The 17,437-nt window shown below is 69.1% G+C and carries 15 protein-coding genes; 1 reads left to right on the forward strand and 14 read right to left on the reverse strand.

The window, feature by feature from the left end; all coding sequences use genetic code 11:
• Positions 1 to 36: 36 nt before the first annotated feature.
• The 9 genes from gap to uvrA all read right to left on the reverse strand — a co-directional run bounded on the left by gap (position 37) and on the right by uvrA (position 11,458).
• Positions 37 to 1,044 carry a type I glyceraldehyde-3-phosphate dehydrogenase gene (gap, locus tag JKG67_RS03375; protein ID WP_203335805.1) on the reverse strand — a complete coding sequence of 336 codons (1,008 nt, stop codon included), beginning with the start codon at positions 1,042 to 1,044 and terminating at the stop codon, positions 37 to 39.
• A 133-nt stretch (positions 1,045 to 1,177) separates the two neighbouring features.
• Positions 1,178 to 2,161 (reverse strand): DNA-binding protein WhiA, encoded by a 984-nt coding sequence (gene whiA / locus JKG67_RS03380; RefSeq protein WP_203335806.1) that lies wholly within the window; start codon positions 2,159 to 2,161, stop codon positions 1,178 to 1,180.
• A 22-nt stretch (positions 2,162 to 2,183) separates the two neighbouring features.
• Positions 2,184 to 3,170, reverse strand: a complete 987-nt coding sequence (locus JKG67_RS03385) for a gluconeogenesis factor YvcK family protein (protein WP_203335807.1) — start codon at positions 3,168 to 3,170, stop codon at positions 2,184 to 2,186.
• A gap of 4 nt (positions 3,171 to 3,174) precedes the next feature.
• Positions 3,175 to 4,002: an RNase adapter RapZ gene (gene rapZ, locus JKG67_RS03390; protein ID WP_238997949.1), complete on the reverse strand. Its 828-nt coding sequence runs from the start codon at positions 4,000 to 4,002 to the stop codon at positions 3,175 to 3,177.
• 41 nt (positions 4,003 to 4,043) lie between these two features.
• Positions 4,044 to 6,014 (reverse strand): excinuclease ABC subunit UvrC, encoded by a 1,971-nt coding sequence (uvrC, locus tag JKG67_RS03395; protein WP_203335809.1) that lies wholly within the window; start codon positions 6,012 to 6,014, stop codon positions 4,044 to 4,046.
• Positions 6,015 to 6,036: 22 nt separating this feature from the next.
• The gene (locus tag JKG67_RS03400) at positions 6,037 to 6,615 is read right to left on the reverse strand and encodes a DinB family protein (protein ID WP_203335810.1); all 579 of its coding nucleotides are present in this window, start codon (positions 6,613 to 6,615) and stop codon (positions 6,037 to 6,039) included.
• Positions 6,616 to 6,694: 79 nt separating this feature from the next.
• Positions 6,695 to 8,122, reverse strand: a complete 1,428-nt coding sequence (locus JKG67_RS03405; protein ID WP_307816413.1) for an NAD-dependent succinate-semialdehyde dehydrogenase — start codon at positions 8,120 to 8,122, stop codon at positions 6,695 to 6,697.
• Positions 8,115 to 8,576 (reverse strand): Rieske (2Fe-2S) protein, encoded by a 462-nt coding sequence (locus JKG67_RS03410; protein WP_203335811.1) that lies wholly within the window; start codon positions 8,574 to 8,576, stop codon positions 8,115 to 8,117. The genes JKG67_RS03405 and JKG67_RS03410 overlap by 8 nt, the downstream gene beginning before the upstream one ends.
• A gap of 23 nt (positions 8,577 to 8,599) precedes the next feature.
• Complete coding sequence (gene uvrA / locus JKG67_RS03415) at positions 8,600 to 11,458, reverse strand: excinuclease ABC subunit UvrA (RefSeq protein WP_203335812.1); 2,859 nt, start codon at positions 11,456 to 11,458, stop codon at positions 8,600 to 8,602.
• Positions 11,459 to 11,598: 140 nt separating this feature from the next.
• Here uvrA and JKG67_RS03420 point away from each other — a divergent pair, with 140 nt between their 5' ends.
• Positions 11,599 to 12,267, forward strand: coding sequence for an MBL fold metallo-hydrolase (locus JKG67_RS03420; RefSeq protein ID WP_203335813.1), 669 nt, complete (start codon positions 11,599 to 11,601; stop codon positions 12,265 to 12,267).
• 28 nt (positions 12,268 to 12,295) lie between these two features.
• Here the strand turns inward: JKG67_RS03420 and JKG67_RS03425 are convergent, their stop codons facing one another.
• The 5 genes from JKG67_RS03425 to JKG67_RS03445 form a co-directional block, all read right to left on the reverse strand.
• Positions 12,296 to 14,257, reverse strand: coding sequence for a hypothetical protein (locus JKG67_RS03425; RefSeq protein ID WP_203335814.1), 1,962 nt, complete (start codon positions 14,255 to 14,257; stop codon positions 12,296 to 12,298).
• A gap of 229 nt (positions 14,258 to 14,486) precedes the next feature.
• Positions 14,487 to 14,840 carry a hypothetical protein gene (locus JKG67_RS03430; protein WP_203335815.1) on the reverse strand — a complete coding sequence of 118 codons (354 nt, stop codon included), beginning with the start codon at positions 14,838 to 14,840 and terminating at the stop codon, positions 14,487 to 14,489.
• Positions 14,841 to 14,886: 46 nt separating this feature from the next.
• Positions 14,887 to 15,969 (reverse strand): ferredoxin--NADP reductase, encoded by a 1,083-nt coding sequence (locus JKG67_RS03435; RefSeq protein ID WP_203335816.1) that lies wholly within the window; start codon positions 15,967 to 15,969, stop codon positions 14,887 to 14,889.
• Positions 15,959 to 16,261: a hypothetical protein gene (locus tag JKG67_RS03440; protein ID WP_203335817.1), complete on the reverse strand. Its 303-nt coding sequence runs from the start codon at positions 16,259 to 16,261 to the stop codon at positions 15,959 to 15,961. Before JKG67_RS03440 ends, JKG67_RS03435 begins: the two co-directional genes overlap by 11 nt.
• Positions 16,261 to 17,397, reverse strand: a complete 1,137-nt coding sequence (locus tag JKG67_RS03445) for a 3-ketosteroid-9-alpha-monooxygenase, oxygenase component (protein WP_203335818.1) — start codon at positions 17,395 to 17,397, stop codon at positions 16,261 to 16,263. Before JKG67_RS03445 ends, JKG67_RS03440 begins: the two co-directional genes overlap by 1 nt.
• Between the last annotated feature and the right edge of the window lie 40 nt (positions 17,398 to 17,437).

Consider the following 17,437-nt stretch of genomic DNA (forward strand, 5'->3'; position numbering starts at 1 on the left):
GACTGCTTCCTCTCAGGTCGACTGTGCGGGCGCAATCTACAGGCTGGCGCCGAGGTGCACGACGAGGTCCGCGAGGCGGTTGGAGTAGCCCCACTCGTTGTCGTACCAGCCGACCACCTTGACCTGGTTGCCCAGCACCTTGGTCAACGGCGCGTCGAAGATGCAGGAGGCGGGGTCGGTGACGATGTCGGAGGAGACGATCGGGTCGGTGGAGTAGCGCAGGTAGCCGGCCATCGGCCCCTCGGCGGCGGCCCGGACGAGGTCGTTGACCTCCTCGATGGAGGTGTCTCGGGAGGCGGCGAAGGTCAGGTCGGTGGCCGACCCGGTCGGCACCGGCACCCGCAGCGCGTAGCCGTCGAGCTTGCCCTTGAGTTCGGGAAGCACCAGGCCGATCGCCTTGGCCGCGCCGGTGGAGGTGGGGACGACGTTCAGCGCCGCGGCGCGGGCCCGGCGCGGGTCGCTGTGGATGTTGTCCTGGAGGTTCTGGTCGGCGGTGTAGGCGTGCACGGTGGTCATCAGGCCACGCTCGATGCCGAGTCCGTCGTGCAGGGCCTTGGCCATCGGCGCCAGGCAGTTGGTGGTGCAGGAGGCGTTCGAGATGACGGTGTGGGCGGCGGGGTCGTAGTCGTCGTGGTTGACGCCCATCACCACGGTGACGTCCTCGTTGCTGGCCGGGGCGGAGATGATGACCTTGCGGGCACCACCGCCGTCCACGTGGGCGCGCGCCTTGGTGGCGTCGGTGAAGAAGCCGGTGGACTCGATGACCACGTCGACACCCTCGGCGGCCCAGGGCAGCTTGGCCGGGTCCCGCTCCGCGAAGGCCCGCACCGACTGGTCGCCGACCAGGATCGCGTCCTCGGTGGCTCTGACGTCGGCGTCGAGGCGCCCGAGGATCGAGTCGAACTTCAACAGGTGCGCCAGCGAGGCGTTGTCGGTGAGGTCGTTCACCGCCACGATCTCGATGTCTGCGCCACTGGCGCGGACGGCGCGGAAGAAGTTGCGGCCGATCCGGCCGAATCCGTTGATGCCTACACGAACGGTCACGAGGTCTCCTGAGTGGTGTGCGGGAGGGTGCGGGCGCGCTCGGTTGTGATGTTCCTCACGCGCAGCAAAACCCTATAGCCCACCCGGGGAGTGACCAACCGACCATCCGCGGTACGTCCCGGTAACTTCACCCTCAGGCGTCGTCGAGGAGGTCCTGGCTCAGCGAGGCCTCGGTGTCCGGGATGCCCTGGTCGTGGGCACGCTTGTCCGCCATCGCGAGCAGTCGGCGGATCCGGCCGGCGATCGCGTCCTTGGTCAGCGCCGGCTCGTGCAACTGGCCCAACTCCTCCAGCGACGCCTGCTTGTGCTCCAGTCGCAGGCGACCGGCCAACTGCAGGTGGTCGGGCACCTCGTCACCGAGGATCTCCAGCGCCCGTTCCACCCGCGCGCCGGCGGCCACCGCTGCGCGGGCCGAGCGGCGCAGGTTGGCGTCGTCGAAGTTGGCCAACCGGTTGGCCGTGGCTCGGACCTCGCGACGCATTCGCCGCTCCTCCCAGGCCATCAGCGTCTCGTGCGCGCCGAGACGGGTGAGCAGCGCGCCGATGGCGTCGCCGTCGCGGATGACCACCCGGTCGATGCCGCGCACCTCGCGGGCCTTGGCGGCGATGCCCAGGCGTCGGGCCACACCGACCAGGGCCAGCGCGGCCTCGGGGCCGGGGCAGGTCACCTCCAACGAGGAGGAGCGTCCCGGCTCGGTCAGCGACCCGTGCGCCAGGAAGGCGCCACGCCACGCCGCCACCGCGTCACAGCCACCCCCGGACACCACCTGCGGCGGCAGTCCGCGGACGGGGCGGCCGCGCTGGTCCAGCAGTCCGGTCTGGCGGGCCAGTGCCTCGCCCTCCCGGGCTACTCGCACCAGGTAGCGGCTGCCCTTCTTCAGTCCGTTGCCCTGCACCATCACGACATCGGAGCCGTGCCCGTAGATCTCGGCGATGTCCCGCCGGAGTCGTCGCGCCGCCGCCCCGGTGTCGAGTTCTGCCTCGACCACCACCCGGCCGCTCACAATGTGCAGTCCACCGGCGAAGCGCAGCATCGAGGCGACCTCGGACTTGCGGCAACATGCCTTGGTGACCTGGGTGCTGGCCAGTTCCGCCTTCACCTGTGCCGTCATCGCCATGCCGCAGATCCTCCCATGCCCGTCAACCGACTCGTCCTCCCCGTATCACCGCTGCGAACGCGCGCGCCAACTTCATCGGGTCGTGCCGCGGGCTGCCGTCGTCGCGGCGGATGTCGGCGAGGATCAGGGTGGCACCGCACGCCTGCGCCGCCCGCTGGAGTCGGGAGACGTCGGTCACGTTGGCGGGGTCGGCGAGCACGGTGTCCAAGGTGAGGCCGGGGGCGTGGTCGAGGAGCGCGGCCAGGTGGTCCTCCGGCGCGAAGCCGTGCGTCTCGCCGGGCTGGGCATCCAGGTTGAGCACCACCATCACCCGGGCCGATGTCTCCCGGATCGCCTCGCGGAGTCCGGGCACCACCAGGTGCGGGATCACCGAGGTGTACCAGGACCCCGGGCCGAGGACCACCCAGTCGGCCTCCCGGACGGCCGTGACCGCCTCCGGGCAGGCGGTCACCCCCGCTGGCACCAGTTCGATGCCCAGCACGTCACCCTCGGTGGCCGCGACCTCCGCCTGTCCGGCGACCGTGGCGACCGCCTCGGGGTGGTCGGGGTCCAGCCCGGCGACGACTGCGGTGATGTCCATCGGCGAACTGGCCATCGGCAGCACCCGACCCTGGGCACCGAGCAGTCGGGCCACCCAGGCGAGGCCCTCGACGGCGTCGCCGAGCAACTCCCAGAGGCCGACGATGAGCAGGTTGCCGACCACGTGGCCGCTCATCTCCCCCGTCCCGTCGAAGCGGTGTTGCAGCACTCGGGCCCAGGTCTGTCCCCACTCGTCGTCGCCGCAGAGGGCCGCCAGCGCCATCCGCAGGTCACCGGGGGGCAGCACGTCGAACTCGCGGCGCAGTCGGCCGCTGGAGCCGCCGTTGTCGGCCACGGTGACCACCGCGGTCAGGTCGCGTACGACGTGTCGCAGCGCGGCGAGTGAGGCGTGCAGGCCGTGGCCACCGCCCAGGGCGACGACCGCGACGTCGGCCAGGCTCTCGTCGACCAGCGGGTCTAGGGTCGGCAACCCCTCACTCCCGTCCGAGGTCCCGGTGGGCCGGGCGGGCGTCGTAGCCGTGGTCGACGAGTCGTTGCGCGATCTCCTCGGTCATCGCCACCGACCGGTGCTTGCCGCCGGTGCAGCCGATGGCGATCGTGGCGAAGCGTTTGCCCTCGGCCAGGTAGCCCTCGGCGACGGTCTCGACGACCGCCAGGTACTGGTCGAGGAAGGCGACGGCCGCGTCTCGATCCTTCACGTAGTCGGCGACGTCGGGGTCGAGACCGGTCCGCTCCCGGAGTTCGGGCACCCAGTGCGGGTTGGGCAGGAAGCGCATGTCGGCGACCAGGTCGGCGTCGATCGGGATGCCGTACTTGAACCCGAAGCTGACCACGGTCACCTTCAGCCGGACCGCTTCGGGGGTGCCGAAGGCGTCGGCGATCCGATCGGTGAGCTGGTGCACGTTCTTGTTGGTGGTGTCGATGACCAGGTCGGCGTTGCTGCGCAGCGAGGCGAGCACCTCGCGCTCCCGGCGGAGTCCGTCCAGGAGCCTGCCGCTGCCCTGCAGGGGGTGCGGACGACGGGCGGCCTCCTGACGACGCACCAGGACGTCGTCGGTGGCGTCGAGGAAGACCAGGGTGCTGCGCCGTCCGGTGACCCCGTAGGCGAGGTTGGCGCGCAGGGTGTCGAAGAAGGAACCGGATCTCACGTCGACGACGACGGCGATGGGTTGCTGGGGGCCACGCGAGTCGTCGACGAGTCGGACCACGTCGCGCAGCAGCGTGGGCGGCAGGTTGTCGACCACGTAGAAGCCGAGGTCCTCGAGTTCCTTGGCGGCGGTGCTGCGGCCGGCTCCGGTCATCCCGGTGACGACGACGAGCTCGCCACTGGTTGCTTCCTCGTTCACTGGCCCTCCTGTGTCGTCGGTGCGTCTGCGTCATTGTGCACCGCGGCGGCGATGGCGGCGGCGGTGCGCGCTCCGATGCCGGGCACGGAGGCGATCTCCTCGACGGTGGCGGCGCGCAGCTTGCGCACCGACCCGAAGTGGCGGAGTAGGGCCTTGCGGCGGATCTCTCCGAGGCCGGGTACGTCGTCGAGGAGGCTCTCCACCATCGACCGGGTGCGGCGCTGCCGGTGATGCCCGATCGCGAACCGGTGCGCCTCGTCACGGATCCGCTGCAGCAGGTAGAGGCCCTCGCTGGTCCGGGGCAGGATGACCGGATCGTCGGCCCGACCGGTCGCCGGGGAGAGCCAGACCTCCTCGAGCCGCTTGGCGAGGCCGCAGATGGCGATGTCGTCGATACCGAGCTCGTCCAGGGCCCGCTGGGCGGCGGCCACCTGGGGGGCGCCGCCGTCGACGACGACGAGGCCGGGCGCGTAGGCGAACTTGCGCGGCTTCCCGGTGTCCGGGTCGACCAGCATCGGGCCCTCGTCGGAGGTGGCGCCGGGGGTGACGTCCCCGGTGGCGGCGCGGTCGTCGAGGAGGCGTCGGAACCGTCGACTGATCACCTCGTGCATGGCGGCGACGTCGTTCTGGCCCGGGTCCCCGTCGGCGCCGCGGATCACGAACCGGCGGTACTCCCCCTTGCGTGCCAACCCGTCCTCGAAGACCACCATCGAGGCGACCACCTCGGTGCCCTGGAGGTTGGAGATGTCGTAGCACTCGATCCGCAGCGGCGCCTCGTCGAGTTCGAGGGCGTCCCGGATCTCCTCCAGAGCCTGGTTGCGGATGGTCAGGTCGCTGGCCCGTTTGGTGCGGTGCAGGGCCAGGGCCTGCTCGGCGTTCTGGGCGACGGTCTCGAGCAGGGATCTCTTGTCGCCCCGTTGCGGCACCCGGAGCCGGACTCGGGCGCCCCGCAGTTCGGTGAGCAGTCCCTCCAGGGCGTCCACATCCTCGGGCAGCGCCGGGACCAGCACCTCCTTGGGGACGGCCTCGGGGTCCTCGCCATAGAGCTGCAGCAGGAACTGCTCCACCAGCACCGCGGTGCCGGCGTCGTCGGTGCGGTCGGCGACCCAGCCGCGTTTGCCGCGGATCCTGCCGCCGCGGACGTGGAAGACCTGCACGCCGACCTCCAGCGGGTCCTCGGCCAGGGCCACCACGTCGGCGTCGGTGCCGTCGGCCAGCACCACGGCCTGCTTCTCGCTGGCCTTGGCCAGCGCCGCCAGGTCGTCGCGCAACCTGGCGGCGCGCTCGAAGTCGAGCGCCTGCGAGGCGGCGTACATCTGGCCTTCGAGGCGTTTGGTGAAGCCGGCGGTGCGTCCAGCCATGAAGTCGCAGAAGTCGTCGACGATCTCGCGGTGCTCCTCGGCGCTGACCTGGCCGACGCAGGGGGCGGCGCATTTGTCGATGTAGCCGAGCAGGCAGGGGCGGCCGGTCTGCTCGGCGCGCTTGAAGACGCCGTTGCTGCACGAGCGCATCGGGAACACCCGGAGCAGCAGGTCGACGGTCTCCCGGATCGCCCACGCATGGCTGTAGGGGCCGAAGTAGCGGGTGCCCTTCCGTTTCGCGCCCCGGCCCACCATCACCCGCGGGAACTCGTCGGAGAGGGTGACGGCGAGCCAGGGATAGGACTTGTCGTCGCGGTACTTGACGTTGAAGCGCGGGTCGAACTCCTTGATCCAGGAGTACTCCAACTGCAGCGCCTCGACCTCGGTGTTGACCACGGTCCAGTCGACGCCGGCAGCGCTGGTGACCATGGTCGCGGTCCGGGGATGCAGGCTGGCCAGGTCGGCGAAGTACGACGACAGTCGGGAGCGGAGGTTCTTCGCCTTGCCCACATAGATGACCCGGCCCGATGCGTCGGAGAACCGGTAGACGCCGGGCTCGGTGGGGATCGATCCGGCTGCGGGTCGGTACGACGACGGGTCAGCCATGGCACAACCCTAGGACCGGGCGCTACCGGAACCGGTCAGCGGTGGCCTGCACCTGCGCGTGATGGGCCACCCACCACGCGGCGTCGGCGCCCTCGGAGTCGCCGGGCAGGTTGGTACTACCGGGCCGCACGCCGGCGGCTCCGTCGATGAGTTCGCGGATGATGTCCGCGTGCCCGACGTGGCGGTGCAGTTCGGCGATCATGTGCACCAGGATCTGGTGCAGCGTGACGGCACCGTGATCTCCCCACCACGACACCCGGCCGGGCGCGTCCAGGTCGAGGGAATCGATGGTCGCCATTGCTTCGGCGGCGGCCGCGTCGAGTCGGGCCAGGATCTCTGCCCGGGACTCCTCCGCGGTGGCCCACATGTCGGCGTTGGGCTCGTCGCCGGGATCCAGCGGCACCTCCGAGACGCGGTCGAAGACCGGCCCGAAGTATCCGGCCGTGACGTAGGAGAGATGCTTCGCGAGCCCGAGGAGGTTGGTGCCGGTGGGGACCAACGGTCGACGCACGTGGTAGTCGTCCAACCCGTCGATCTTCCAGCGCAGGGCCTCGAAGCCCGCCTCGAGATAGCGGCGCAAGATCTCCTTCTGATCACTCATCCGATCAGTATGCCGGGGTGGCCAGTACGCCGGGGTGGCCAGTACGCCGGGGTGGCCAGTATGCCGGGGTGGCCAGTGTTCACTCCCAGGCGATGGAGAGGTACTGGGTCTCCAGGAACTCCTCCAGTCCCTCCCGGGCGCCCTCCCGGCCGAGTCCGGACTGCTTGACGCCACCGAAGGGTGCGGACGGGTCGGAGACCAGGCCGCGGTTGATGCCGACCATCCCAGCCTCGATCCGCTCGGCGATGGTGATCGCCCACTGCAGGTCTCCCGCATGCACGTAGGCGGCCAGACCGAACTCGCTGCCGTTGACCATGTCGAGCAGGGCGGTGTCGTCGCTCCAGGTGACGATCGGTGCCACCGGCCCGAACGTCTCCTCGGTGACCAGCACACTGTCCGCGGGGACGTCGGCCAGCACCACCGGCGCCAGGAAGTGCCCGCGTCCAGAATCGGGCACCGGCAATCGCTGGGTGATCCGAGCACCGGCGGCGACGGCCTCGTCGACCTTGTGGCTGATCTCGGCGACTGCCTTGGCGCTGATCAGTGGTCCGATGTCGGCACCGTCGGCGGCTGCACCGACACGCAGCTTCGCGTACGCCGCACCCAGGCGTTCAGCGAACTCCTCGGCCACCGCTTCGTGGACGTAGAACCGGTTCGCGGCGGTGCACGCCTGCCCGCCGCCGCGCAGTTTGGCGACCATCGCGGAGTCGATCGCCCGCTCCAGGTCGGCGTCGGCGGCCACCACGAACGGGGCGTTGCCCCCCAACTCCATCCCGGTGACGACCACACGTTCGGCGGCCTGCTTCAGCAGCAGTCGACCGACAGCGGTGGAGCCGGTGAAGGAGAGCATCCGCACTCGCGGATCCTCGAGCCAACTGCTCACGAGTTCGCCGGACTTGGTGGTGGTGACGACATTGACCACACCCGGCGGTAGGCCGGCCTCGACCATCAGTTCGGCGACTGCGAATGCCGTCAGCGGAGTCTCCGACGCCGGCTTGAGGACCACGGTGCAGCCGGCCGCCAGCGCCGGCGCGATCTTGCGGGTCGCCATCGCGGCCGGGAAGTTCCACGGCGTCACCAAAGCGGCGACTCCGATCGGATGGTGGGTGACGATGTTGCGGACCCCACCGGCTGGCGCCTCGCCCCAGCGGCCGCTGCTGCGCACCGCCTCCTCGCTGAACCAGCGGAAGAACTCTGCGGCGTAGACGACCTCGGCCCTGGCGTCGGCGAGCGCCTTGCCGTTCTCGGCGCTGATCAGTTCGGTGAGCCGGTCGATGTCCCGGTGCATCAGCTCGAAGGTGCGCCGCAGCAGTTCGCCGCGCTCCCTCGGCGCCGTACGCCGCCACTGGTCGAAGGCGTCCTGCGCGGCGTCGACCGCCGCCCGTCCGTTGTTGACCCCTCCGTCGGCGACGGTGGCGATCACGTCCTCGGTGGCTGGGTCGGTGACCTCGAAGGTGCCCCGCTCCCCTGACACCCAGGCGCCGTTGATGAAGAGCTGGTCAGCCACGGACGACCCGGCCGTCCTCCACGCTGATGCTGACTTCGTCCAGCGGCGCGGGCGCGGGGCCACCGACCACGGACCCGTCGGTGATCGAGTAGCGGCTGAAATGGCAGGTGCAGACGATCTCGGCGCCGTCCATCCGGGAGACCAAACAGCCGTCGTGAGTGCAGACCGCCGACCAAGCCCTGAAATCGCCGGCGGTGGGCTGGGTGACCACCACTCGTTCCTCGGCGACGATGACACCGCTACCCACCGGCACGTCGGCGGCGTCCACGATTCCGTCAGCCGATCCGGGGCCGGGGGCCTGGTTGCCGCCTTGGCTCAGCCCGTCAGGATCCACACCCACCGGGTCGCCGTTGTCGTCTCCGCAGGCGGCGAGCGCCGGCACCGCGATGCCGATGCCAGCCACGCCGAGGGCTCGGCGGCGAGTCAGTCCGGGGGTCTCGGTGCGATCGTCCATGACGCTCCTCAGGTCGGGTGCGTTCAGCGTACCGAGGTGGCCGCCTCCAGCAAGGGGGCCAGGAACTGTCCGGTGTAGCTGTGCGCGTTCGCGGCCACCTGCTCGGGGGTGCCTTCGGCGACCACCATGCCGCCACGAGACCCGCCGTCGGGACCCATGTCGACGATCCAGTCGGCGGTCTTGATGACGTCGAGGTTGTGCTCGATGACCAGCACCGTGTTGCCCTTGTCGACCAGGCTGGACAGGACGCCGAGCAGTTTGCGGATGTCCTCGAAGTGCAGGCCGGTGGTGGGTTCGTCGAGGACGTAGACGGTCCGCCCGGTGGACCGCTTCTGCAGTTCCGCGGCCAGTTTGACCCGCTGCGCCTCGCCGCCGGACAGCGTGGTCGCGGGCTGCCCGAGGCGGACATAGCCCAGGCCCACGTCGCACAGGGTGTTCATGTGTCGGGCGATGGCCGGGACGGCGGCGAAGAAGTCGGCTGCCTCCTCGATGGGCATGTCCAGCACCTCGGAGACGGTCTTGCCCTTGTAGTGCACCTCGAGGGTCTCCCGGTTGTACCGAGCGCCGTGGCAGACCTCGCAGGGCACGTAGACGTCGGGCAGGAAGTTCATCTCGATCTTCAGGGTGCCGTCGCCGCTGCAGGCCTCGCAGCGGCCGCCCTTGACGTTGAACGAGAACCGGCCCGGCAGGTAGCCGCGCATCTTGGCCTCGGGGGTGGCGGCGAACAGTTTGCGGACGTGGTCGAAGACGCCGGTATAGGTGGCCGGGTTCGACCGCGGCGTGCGGCCGATCGGCGACTGGTCGACGTGGATCACCTTGTCCACGTGTTCGACGCCGCTGATCTTGCGATGCCGCCCGGGCACCGAACGGGCGTGATGCAGTTCCTTGGCCAGCGCGGTGTAGAGGATGTCGTTGACCAGCGTGGACTTGCCGGAGCCGGAGACGCCGGTGACGGCACAGAAGACGCCGAGGGGGAACGACACGTCCACGTCGCGCAGGTTGTGCTCCTTGGCGCCGTGCACGGTGAGGCTGCGGCCCTTGGTCAGCGGGCGGCGTACGTCGGGCAGCGCGATGCTGCGTCGTCCGGAGAGGTACTGGCCGGTGATCGAGTCCGGGTGGGTGAGCAGCTCCGCGACCGGACCCGAGTGCACCACCTGCCCACCGTGCTCGCCGGCGCCGGGACCGATGTCGACGACCCAGTCCGAGGTGCGGATGGTGTCCTCGTCGTGTTCGACGACGATCAGGGTGTTGCCGAGCTCCTTGAGGCGGACCAGGGTCTCGATGAGTCGCTGGTTGTCGCGCTGGTGCAGGCCGATCGACGGTTCGTCGAGGACGTACAGCACGCCGACGAGTCCGGCGCCGATCTGGGTGGCCAGCCGGATCCGTTGCGCCTCACCGCCGGACAGCGACCCCGACGCCCGGTCCAGGCTGAGGTAGTCGAGCCCGACGTCGAGCAGGAACTGGAGGCGTTCGTTGATCTCCTTGAGCACCCGTTCGGCGATCTGCCGGTCCCGGGCCGACAGCTCCAGGCCGGCCAGGAAGGTCGCCGAGTCCCCGATGGACATCGCGCAGACCTCGGCGATCCCCTTGCCGCCGACGGTGACGCCGCGACTGACGGGCTTGAGCCGGGCGCCGTCGCAGGTGGGGCAGGGCACCTCACGCATGTAGCCCTCGAACCGCTCCCGGGAGGTGTCCGACTCTGCCTCGGCGTGGCGCCGCTCGACGTACCCGCGGACTCCCTCGAACTTGGCGTCGTAGGAACGCTCCCGCCCGTACCGGTTCTTGTGCCGCACGTGCACCTTCTCCGCACGCCCGTCGAGCAGCACCTGCTGGGCGGACTCGGGGAGCTCCTCCCAGGGGGTGTTGAGGTCGAAGCCGAGCTCCTCACCCAGGGATGCCATCAGTCGCAGGAAGTACTCCGCGACGTGGGCGCCCGTCCAGGGCTGGATGGCTCCTTCGCCGAGGGTGGCCCCGGGGTCGGGGACCACCAGTTCTGCGTCCACCACCATCCGGGTGCCGAGCCCGTGACAGTCGGGGCAGGCGCCGTAGGGCGAGTTGAACGAGAAGGTGCGCGGCTCCAGCTCGTCGGTGTCGATGGCGTGCTCGTTGGGGCAGGCCATCTTCTCGGAGAACCGCAACTCGCCGTCGGCGTCCCCCGGCTCGGCGTCGACGAAGTCGATCAGCACCAGCCCGCTGGCCAGACTCAGGGCGGTCTCCACCGAGTCGGTGAGCCGCCGTTTGGCCGACTCCTTGATGGTGAGCCGGTCGATGACCACCTCGATGGTGTGCTTGCGCTGCTTGGCCAGCGTCGGCGGGTTGTCCAGGGTGTGGGTCTCACCGTCCACCCGGGCCCGGGAGTAGCCGGCTGCCTGCAGCTGCTTGAAGAGCTCGAGATGCTCGCCCTTGCGTCCGCGCACCACCGGTGCGAGCACCTGGAAGCGTCGGCCGTCCTCCAGGCTCATCACCTTGTCGACGATCTGTTGCGGGGTCTGTCGCTCGATCGGCGCGCCACAGGTGGGACAGTGCGGCTTGCCGACCCGGGCCCAGAGCAGCCGCAGGTAGTCGTAGACCTCGGTGATGGTGCCGACGGTGGAGCGGGGGTTGCGGGAGGTGGACTTCTGGTCGATCGAGACCGCGGGGCTCAACCCCTCGATGAAGTCGACGTCGGGCTTGTCCATCTGGCCGAGGAACTGGCGTGCGTAGGCGGACAGCGACTCGACGTACCGGCGCTGTCCCTCGGCGAAGATCGTGTCGAAGGCGAGCGAGGACTTGCCGGAGCCGGAGAGGCCGGTGAAGACGATCATGCTGTCCCGGGGCAGGTCGAGGGAGACATCCTTGAGGTTGTGCTCCCGGGCCCCCCGGATGACCAGCTTGTCCATCATCGTCCTTCCTCAACCATGGCCTTCGAACCCACCGTGGCCTTCGAACACATGTTCGCCATCGTAGCGGTCCGGATCAACTCGACCCGCCGCAGGCTGGCAGAATCTCACGGAGCCCGTCCCCCACCCGATTCGAGGAACCGATGAGCTACTCCGGGAAGGTCCGCGCCGGTGGTCCGGCCGACGTCCGTGAACTGTCCACGCTCACCGTGACCAAGGTCGCCGTCGATGCCCAGATGAGCAACAACTGCTACCTGCTCACCTGCCGTCAGACCGGCGACCGCCTGTTGATCGACGCCGCCGACGAGGCGCCGCGGCTGCTCGAGCTGGTCGGCGACTCGCTGGCGACGGTCGTCACCACGCACCAGCACTGGGATCACCACCGGGCGCTGGCCGAGGTGGTGGCAGCGACCGGCTGCGCGGTGCTGGCGGGCGCTCCGGACGCAGACGCCATCACCGAGCAGACCGGCGTCCCGGTGACCCGAACACTGGAGCACGGCGACACGGTGAGGGTGGGCGAGGTGTCGCTGGCCGTGATCGCGCTGCGCGGCCACACCCCAGGCTCGGTGGCACTGCGCTACGACGACCCGACCGGACATCCGCACCTGTTCACCGGTGACAGCCTGTTCCCTGGCGGCGTGGGCAACACGTTCGGCGACGCCGACGCGTTCGTCCAACTCCTCGACGACGTGGAGACCCGGATCTTCGCCGAACTGCCCGACGACACCTGGTTCTATCCGGGCCACGGCGACGACTCGACGCTGGGTGCCCAACGCCCACACCTGGCCGAGTGGCGCGCTCGCGGCTGGTAGGCCGAGGGCAAGACCCGGGCCGGGACAGCTACCAGAGCTTGCGGGCCCGCAACCAGGTCTTGTTGACCGCGCTCCGGTAGGTCAGCACATGGTCGAGCTTGTCGGTGCGCAATGTGGAGCCCTCACCGGAGAGACCGGCGTTGTTCCACACCTGAGAACCGGCCCACGCCACCTGGTTGTTGCGAGTGCCCTCGTAGTGCCCGTCGACCACCAGCAGGTTCGAGGAGACCTTGGCCGTGCGGGCGGGTACGCCAGCCGCACGTAGCATCTTGCGAGGTTGTTTGGCGATCTTGGTGGCGACCACCCGGACCCGGCATCCCTGACCCGCCAATTGGGCCAGCTTCTGCGACAGCTCGCGGCCACGAGGACCTTGGATCCGCGCCGATGAGACGAAGACATCGGTGCGCCCGTTGGCCGTGCGCGGGCTGGTCGATCGCCGGCAGGCAACCTGGTTCAACGCCACCCGCATCACGTCGCGATCAGTGTCGGTCCGCGGCCGGAAGGCAACGCGGTAGGACCCGGCAGCCAGCCCCCTGGCCGCACTGGGCTGGTCATCGCCGGCCACTGCGGTGTCGAACGCGGCCAGGAACCTCTGATAGAGCGCCGGATCGTTGGCGATGAAGGCATCGGTGAGGGTGCGCTGGGCTGTGGCGTGCAGCATGCCCGGCAACTGCACCACCAGCTGCTGGGCAGCACCGGTCCTCGAGGCGGTCACGTACGCCGCCTCGAGCCGACCACTGCTGGTGCCGCAGGCACCGGCGCACTGGTTCACGAAGGAGTTCGCCTCGGTGTCGGTGCCGAGCAGGTTGATCAGGATGGCCTCGTGGCTGGTGGTGCCGGCCGCATCGACGATCATCTTCACGTGCACGCCGCGCGCGTAGGCATCCCGGATCGCCCGGTAGAGCGGCGGGTACTGGAGGTGCCGGGTGGCGATCCGGACCTCGGCGCCGGCCTCGGTGTTGCGGACCACCCTGGTCACCCGATCAAGGACCACCTTGCGGGCCAGCGGCTTGCCGGTGGGGTTGTTGACCAGCGGACCGGTGGCGAACAGGTCGATGGGCCGGTAGCTGGCGATCACGGCATGGTGGTCGGAGTTGAACCCACGGACGATCCGGTTGTTCAGGGGCTGGAAGCCACCGCCTCGCTCCACCTTGACCGACATGTTGTAGTCGAGCAGCGAGGTGGAGTTCTTGCCGCCCCAGGAGGCCTGACCGACCGGCATGTTGAAGTCGACGATCGGGCCCAGCTGCCGGGTGGGCAGTCCGGCCACCTTGCGGCGGCGATCGGCGTTGTAGTTCACGTTCAGGTCGCCCAGCGCCACCACGTGTTCGGTGGTCTCGTGCATCCGCAGGATCTCCTGCCTGAGCACCAGCAGGTGCTGGCGGAGCAGGACGGTCTTGCGACTGTCCCCCTTGGCGTCGTGCGGCTGGGCGTCGTGCGAGCCGCCGGAGATGGTGTGGGCGTTCAGTACGCCGAACACCTTGCCGGTCGCGAGCTCGCGCAACCGGACCGAGTTGACGTGCCGGGCCGGGTGCTTGCCGACGATGTCGCGCTCGTGCACCAGGACGCTGCGGCCCTCGATGAGTTGGAAGCGGGCCCGGTCCCACACGATCGGGATGCTGCCTCCCCAGTTGCCGTCGGCCGGTGCGTAGTACCCGAAGTTGCGGGCGTTCATCATCTCGATCAGCGCCTGCCGGTGCGAGTTCGTGGAGAACTCCTGGAACGCGCCGATCTGACCCCCGGACTGGTTCAGCACGCGCCGGATGTCGGCGCGGACCTGGTCACCGTTGAGGGTGTGGGCCACGTTCAGGGTGAACACGGTGACGTCGGGCGAGTGTGGCTGGGATGCCAACTGCCACTCGGGCGCCGGCGCGGCCGAGGGGGGTTGGGACAGCACGGTCAGCGCCCCGGTGAGCCCGATCACCAGCGACAGCAGCGCGTGCGGGAGCAGCGTCAGCGGACGGCGCCGAGCGGTTCGTCGATGGCTCACGGGATTGCGCTCCTGAGGCGAGGAAGAGGTGATTCCCACAGATCACACCAGTCACATCTGCCCCATGGCAAGGGTTTCTAAGTAACTACAACCTTGTAATTCTTCGACCGAGTCGAAGGTCCCGAAGAATCCTCCAGACGAAGCCGCTACTACCCGAAGAATCGTCGGCAGATCAACCGTTGTGTGAGATGCGCAGCTTCTCCGTCAGCGGCAGCGACCGCTGCCCGGTTCAATCGCCCACGTAGAGCACCTGGAAGCCGAGATCATGGCGCTCGAACTCCTGAGCCTCGGGGTCCACGATGAGCAGGTCCAGGAGTTCGTACCCCGGCGTGGGGTTGTAGGCCTGGACGACGAACCGATCGTCCAACCACCCCACCGCGTGCACGATCGCGAGGGTGTCGACTGCTGCGACCAACGCCCCATCCAACTCGCGGACCACGACACGTCGCCCGTGAGCGAAGTGACCGGCGCCCCGGCTGTCGACGTAGGCGACCCCCACGACGGTCGTGGCGCCGCGCACCCAGTCCACCGTCAACGTCTCGGCAGGGATGGCGCAGCGACGCCCATCCTCGAGACTGAACATCTCGGGGTCACCGAAACTGACCCACCGAGAAGATCCGTCCCCTGCCTCAGCCGTTGTACGAAATGCGCACCTTCTCCGTCAGCGGCAGCGACTGGCAGACCAGACGGATCCCGTCGGCCAGGTCGGCCTCGTCGAGCACGTCGTTGTTGAGCATCCGCAGGTCACCCTCCAGCACCACGCAGGCGCACGCACTGCAGTTGCCCTCCCGACACGAGTACGGCGCCGGCACGCCCTTGGACTCCAGGAAGTCCAGCAGCGGGCGATCCCCGGCGTAGTCATCGAAGGAGTACTGCTGGCCGTCGAGTTCGACCTCGACCGAGACCGGGCCGGTGACCGCGGGCGGGTCGGTGTCCTCGTGGTCGTCGGCCTCCGCGATGGTCTGCTCGGCGGCCCGCATCTCCTCCACGTCCCCGAACGGGTTGCCGCCCAGGGAGACGAACTTCTCCTGATGCCGGCGCTCGCGCGGGAAGCCGAGCTCCTTGAGAGCGCCGGTGGCGGCCTTCATGAACGGTCCAGGCCCGCAGACGAACGCCGTGAAGGTGTCGAAGTGAGCCGCGAACGTCTTCAGGATCTCCTGGTTGGGCAGCCCCTGCACCGACTCCAGCCAGTGCACCACGGTGAACCGATCCGGGTGTGCGGCCTGGAGTTCGGCGAGATCCCGGGCGAAGATCACCGAGTCCTGGTCCCGGTTGGCGTAGAAGAGCACCACCTGGCCGGTGCCGGTGGCCAGCGCGGTCTTGGCGATCGAGATCACCGGGGTGATGCCCGATCCCCCGCCGAAGAGCAGAAAGTCGTCATCGATGGTCTTCGGAGTGAAGATGCCGTTCGGCGGCAGCACCCGCAGCGTGCTGCCGGCCTTGAGGTTGTCGCACACCCAGTTGGAGGCGTAGCCGTCGACGGTCCGTTTGACGGTGATCGCATGCCGACCCTCGCACGGCGCGCTGGAGAGCGAGTAGCACCGGGCGGCGATCCCGGTCTGGTCACTGGGGATCGCCACGGTCAGGAACTGCCCCGGCTTGTAGGTGAAGGTCTCCGCCAATTCCTCGGGGATCCGCAACACCACGGACCGCGCATCCGCGGTCTCCTCGATGACCTCGACGACGTCGAGGACGTAGGACTCAGTATCCATCTTCAGCTCCGATGACGATCTCGCCCGACTGCACAGCGGCGTCGATGCTCGCACGCAGCCGGGGGCAGGCCGCCTTCACGTCCCGCCCCTCGGGACGGGTCTCGGCACGCCGGAACTCCGCACAGTCGGCCAACGCCGCGGAGCTCCACTGGATCTGGGTGTGGTGGTCACTGTTCTTCTTGACCCCCACCCTGGCCAGGCAGTCCAGGCAGGCGACCTCGACCAGCCGGGCCTGGGTGTAGCGCACCTCGTCCTGCCGGGTCTCCTCGCTGGTGGCGACGATGCCGGGCATCAGGCCTCGGCCATCTCGGCACCCTCGTCGGCTGCCTTCTTCGCCAGGTTCTCGGCCACCTCGGCCTGCCAGTACTCGTTGGCCTTGGTGGTGTCCACCTCGAACTCGAACCGGTCGGTCATCTCCGGAGCGATGTCGGCGGCGTCGGTGTAGAACTGCTCGTACCAGCGCCGCAGCTGATAGACCGGCCCGTCCTCCTCGCACAGCAGCGGGTTGGCCACCGGCACCTTGTTCTTCCAGATGTGCACGTCCTGGAGGAAGCCGCCACCGAACATATCGGCGTACTTCTTGGCGATGTAGTTGGCGGTGTCGTCATCGAGCCCCTCGGGCTTCTTGACGGTGATGCCGTACTGCAGGGTGAACGAGTCCGGCCCGGTGGGGATGTGGCAGTTGATCAGGATGACCTCGGTCTCGAAGCCCTTGTAGTCCACGTCGAGCCAGTTGATCATGTACGACGGCCCGTAATAGGTCGCCTCGGACTTGAGGAACAGCTCGGCGTCGCCGTAGCCGCCGGAGACGTCGGGACGGCCCTTGGACTCCATGAACTGGGTGGCCATGTGGCCCTCGAAGACGTTGCGGAAGCTGGTCGGGAACGAGAAGTGCACGTAGTAGAAGTGCGCCATGTCGACGACGTTGTCGATCAGTTCCCGGCAGTGCGACCCCTCGATCGGGACGACCTTCCAGGTCCAGTCGGTGTACTCCTCGGCCAGGCCGGGCAGTTCGGGAGGCAGGATCTCGTGATCGGGCTCGGAGCCCTCGACGTCGTGCCAGATCAGCAGTTGGTCGTTGCGGATCGCGGTCGGGTAGGCCTGGGTGCGCGCCCGTAGCGGCACCCGACGGGCGTACGGGATGCCCTGGCATTTGCCGTCGCCGCCCCAGCGCCAGTCGTGGAACGGGCAGGCGACCGCGTCCCCCTTGACGCTGCCCTGGGTCAGGTCACCGCCCATGTGCCGGCAGTAGCCGTCCAGCACGTGCACCTCGCCCTGGGAGTCGGCGAACACCACCAACTTGCCGCCGAACGCCTCCACGGCGTGGGGCTTGCCGTCCTTGAACTGCTCGACGAGGCCGAGGCAGTGCCACCCCCGGGCGAACCGGTCGGGTGCGGTGCCCTTATCGAGGACTCGGACGTCGGCCATGGGAAACCTCCAGCTCAGGCACGGTCAGTGACAGGAAAAC

Origin of the sequence: Nocardioides limicola (genome assembly GCF_016827675.1) — a bacterium.
Classification (GTDB): domain Bacteria; phylum Actinomycetota; class Actinomycetes; order Propionibacteriales; family Nocardioidaceae; genus Nocardioides; species Nocardioides limicola.

Bases quoted from the DNA above. Each gene is read 5' to 3' on its own strand.
- JKG67_RS03420 (WP_203335813.1), top strand. From the start codon at position 11,599: ATGAGCTACTCCGGGAAGGTCCGCGCCGGTGGTCCGGCCGACGTCCGT.
- JKG67_RS03440 (WP_203335817.1), bottom strand. From the start codon at position 16,261: ATGCCCGGCATCGTCGCCACCAGCGAGGAGACCCGGCAGGACGAGGTG.
- JKG67_RS03445 (WP_203335818.1), bottom strand. From the start codon at position 17,397: ATGGCCGACGTCCGAGTCCTCGATAAGGGCACCGCACCCGACCGGTTC.
- uvrC (WP_203335809.1), bottom strand. From the start codon at position 6,014: ATGGCTGACCCGTCGTCGTACCGACCCGCAGCCGGATCGATCCCCACC.
- whiA (WP_203335806.1), bottom strand. From the start codon at position 2,161: ATGGCGATGACGGCACAGGTGAAGGCGGAACTGGCCAGCACCCAGGTC.
- JKG67_RS03435 (WP_203335816.1), bottom strand. From the start codon at position 15,969: ATGGATACTGAGTCCTACGTCCTCGACGTCGTCGAGGTCATCGAGGAG.
- JKG67_RS03430 (WP_203335815.1), bottom strand. From the start codon at position 14,840: ATGTTCAGTCTCGAGGATGGGCGTCGCTGCGCCATCCCTGCCGAGACG.
- JKG67_RS03400 (WP_203335810.1), bottom strand. From the start codon at position 6,615: ATGAGTGATCAGAAGGAGATCTTGCGCCGCTATCTCGAGGCGGGCTTC.
- rapZ (WP_238997949.1), bottom strand. From the start codon at position 4,002: ATGACCGGAGCCGGCCGCAGCACCGCCGCCAAGGAACTCGAGGACCTC.
- JKG67_RS03410 (WP_203335811.1), bottom strand. From the start codon at position 8,576: ATGGACGATCGCACCGAGACCCCCGGACTGACTCGCCGCCGAGCCCTC.
- uvrA (WP_203335812.1), bottom strand. From the start codon at position 11,458: ATGATGGACAAGCTGGTCATCCGGGGGGCCCGGGAGCACAACCTCAAG.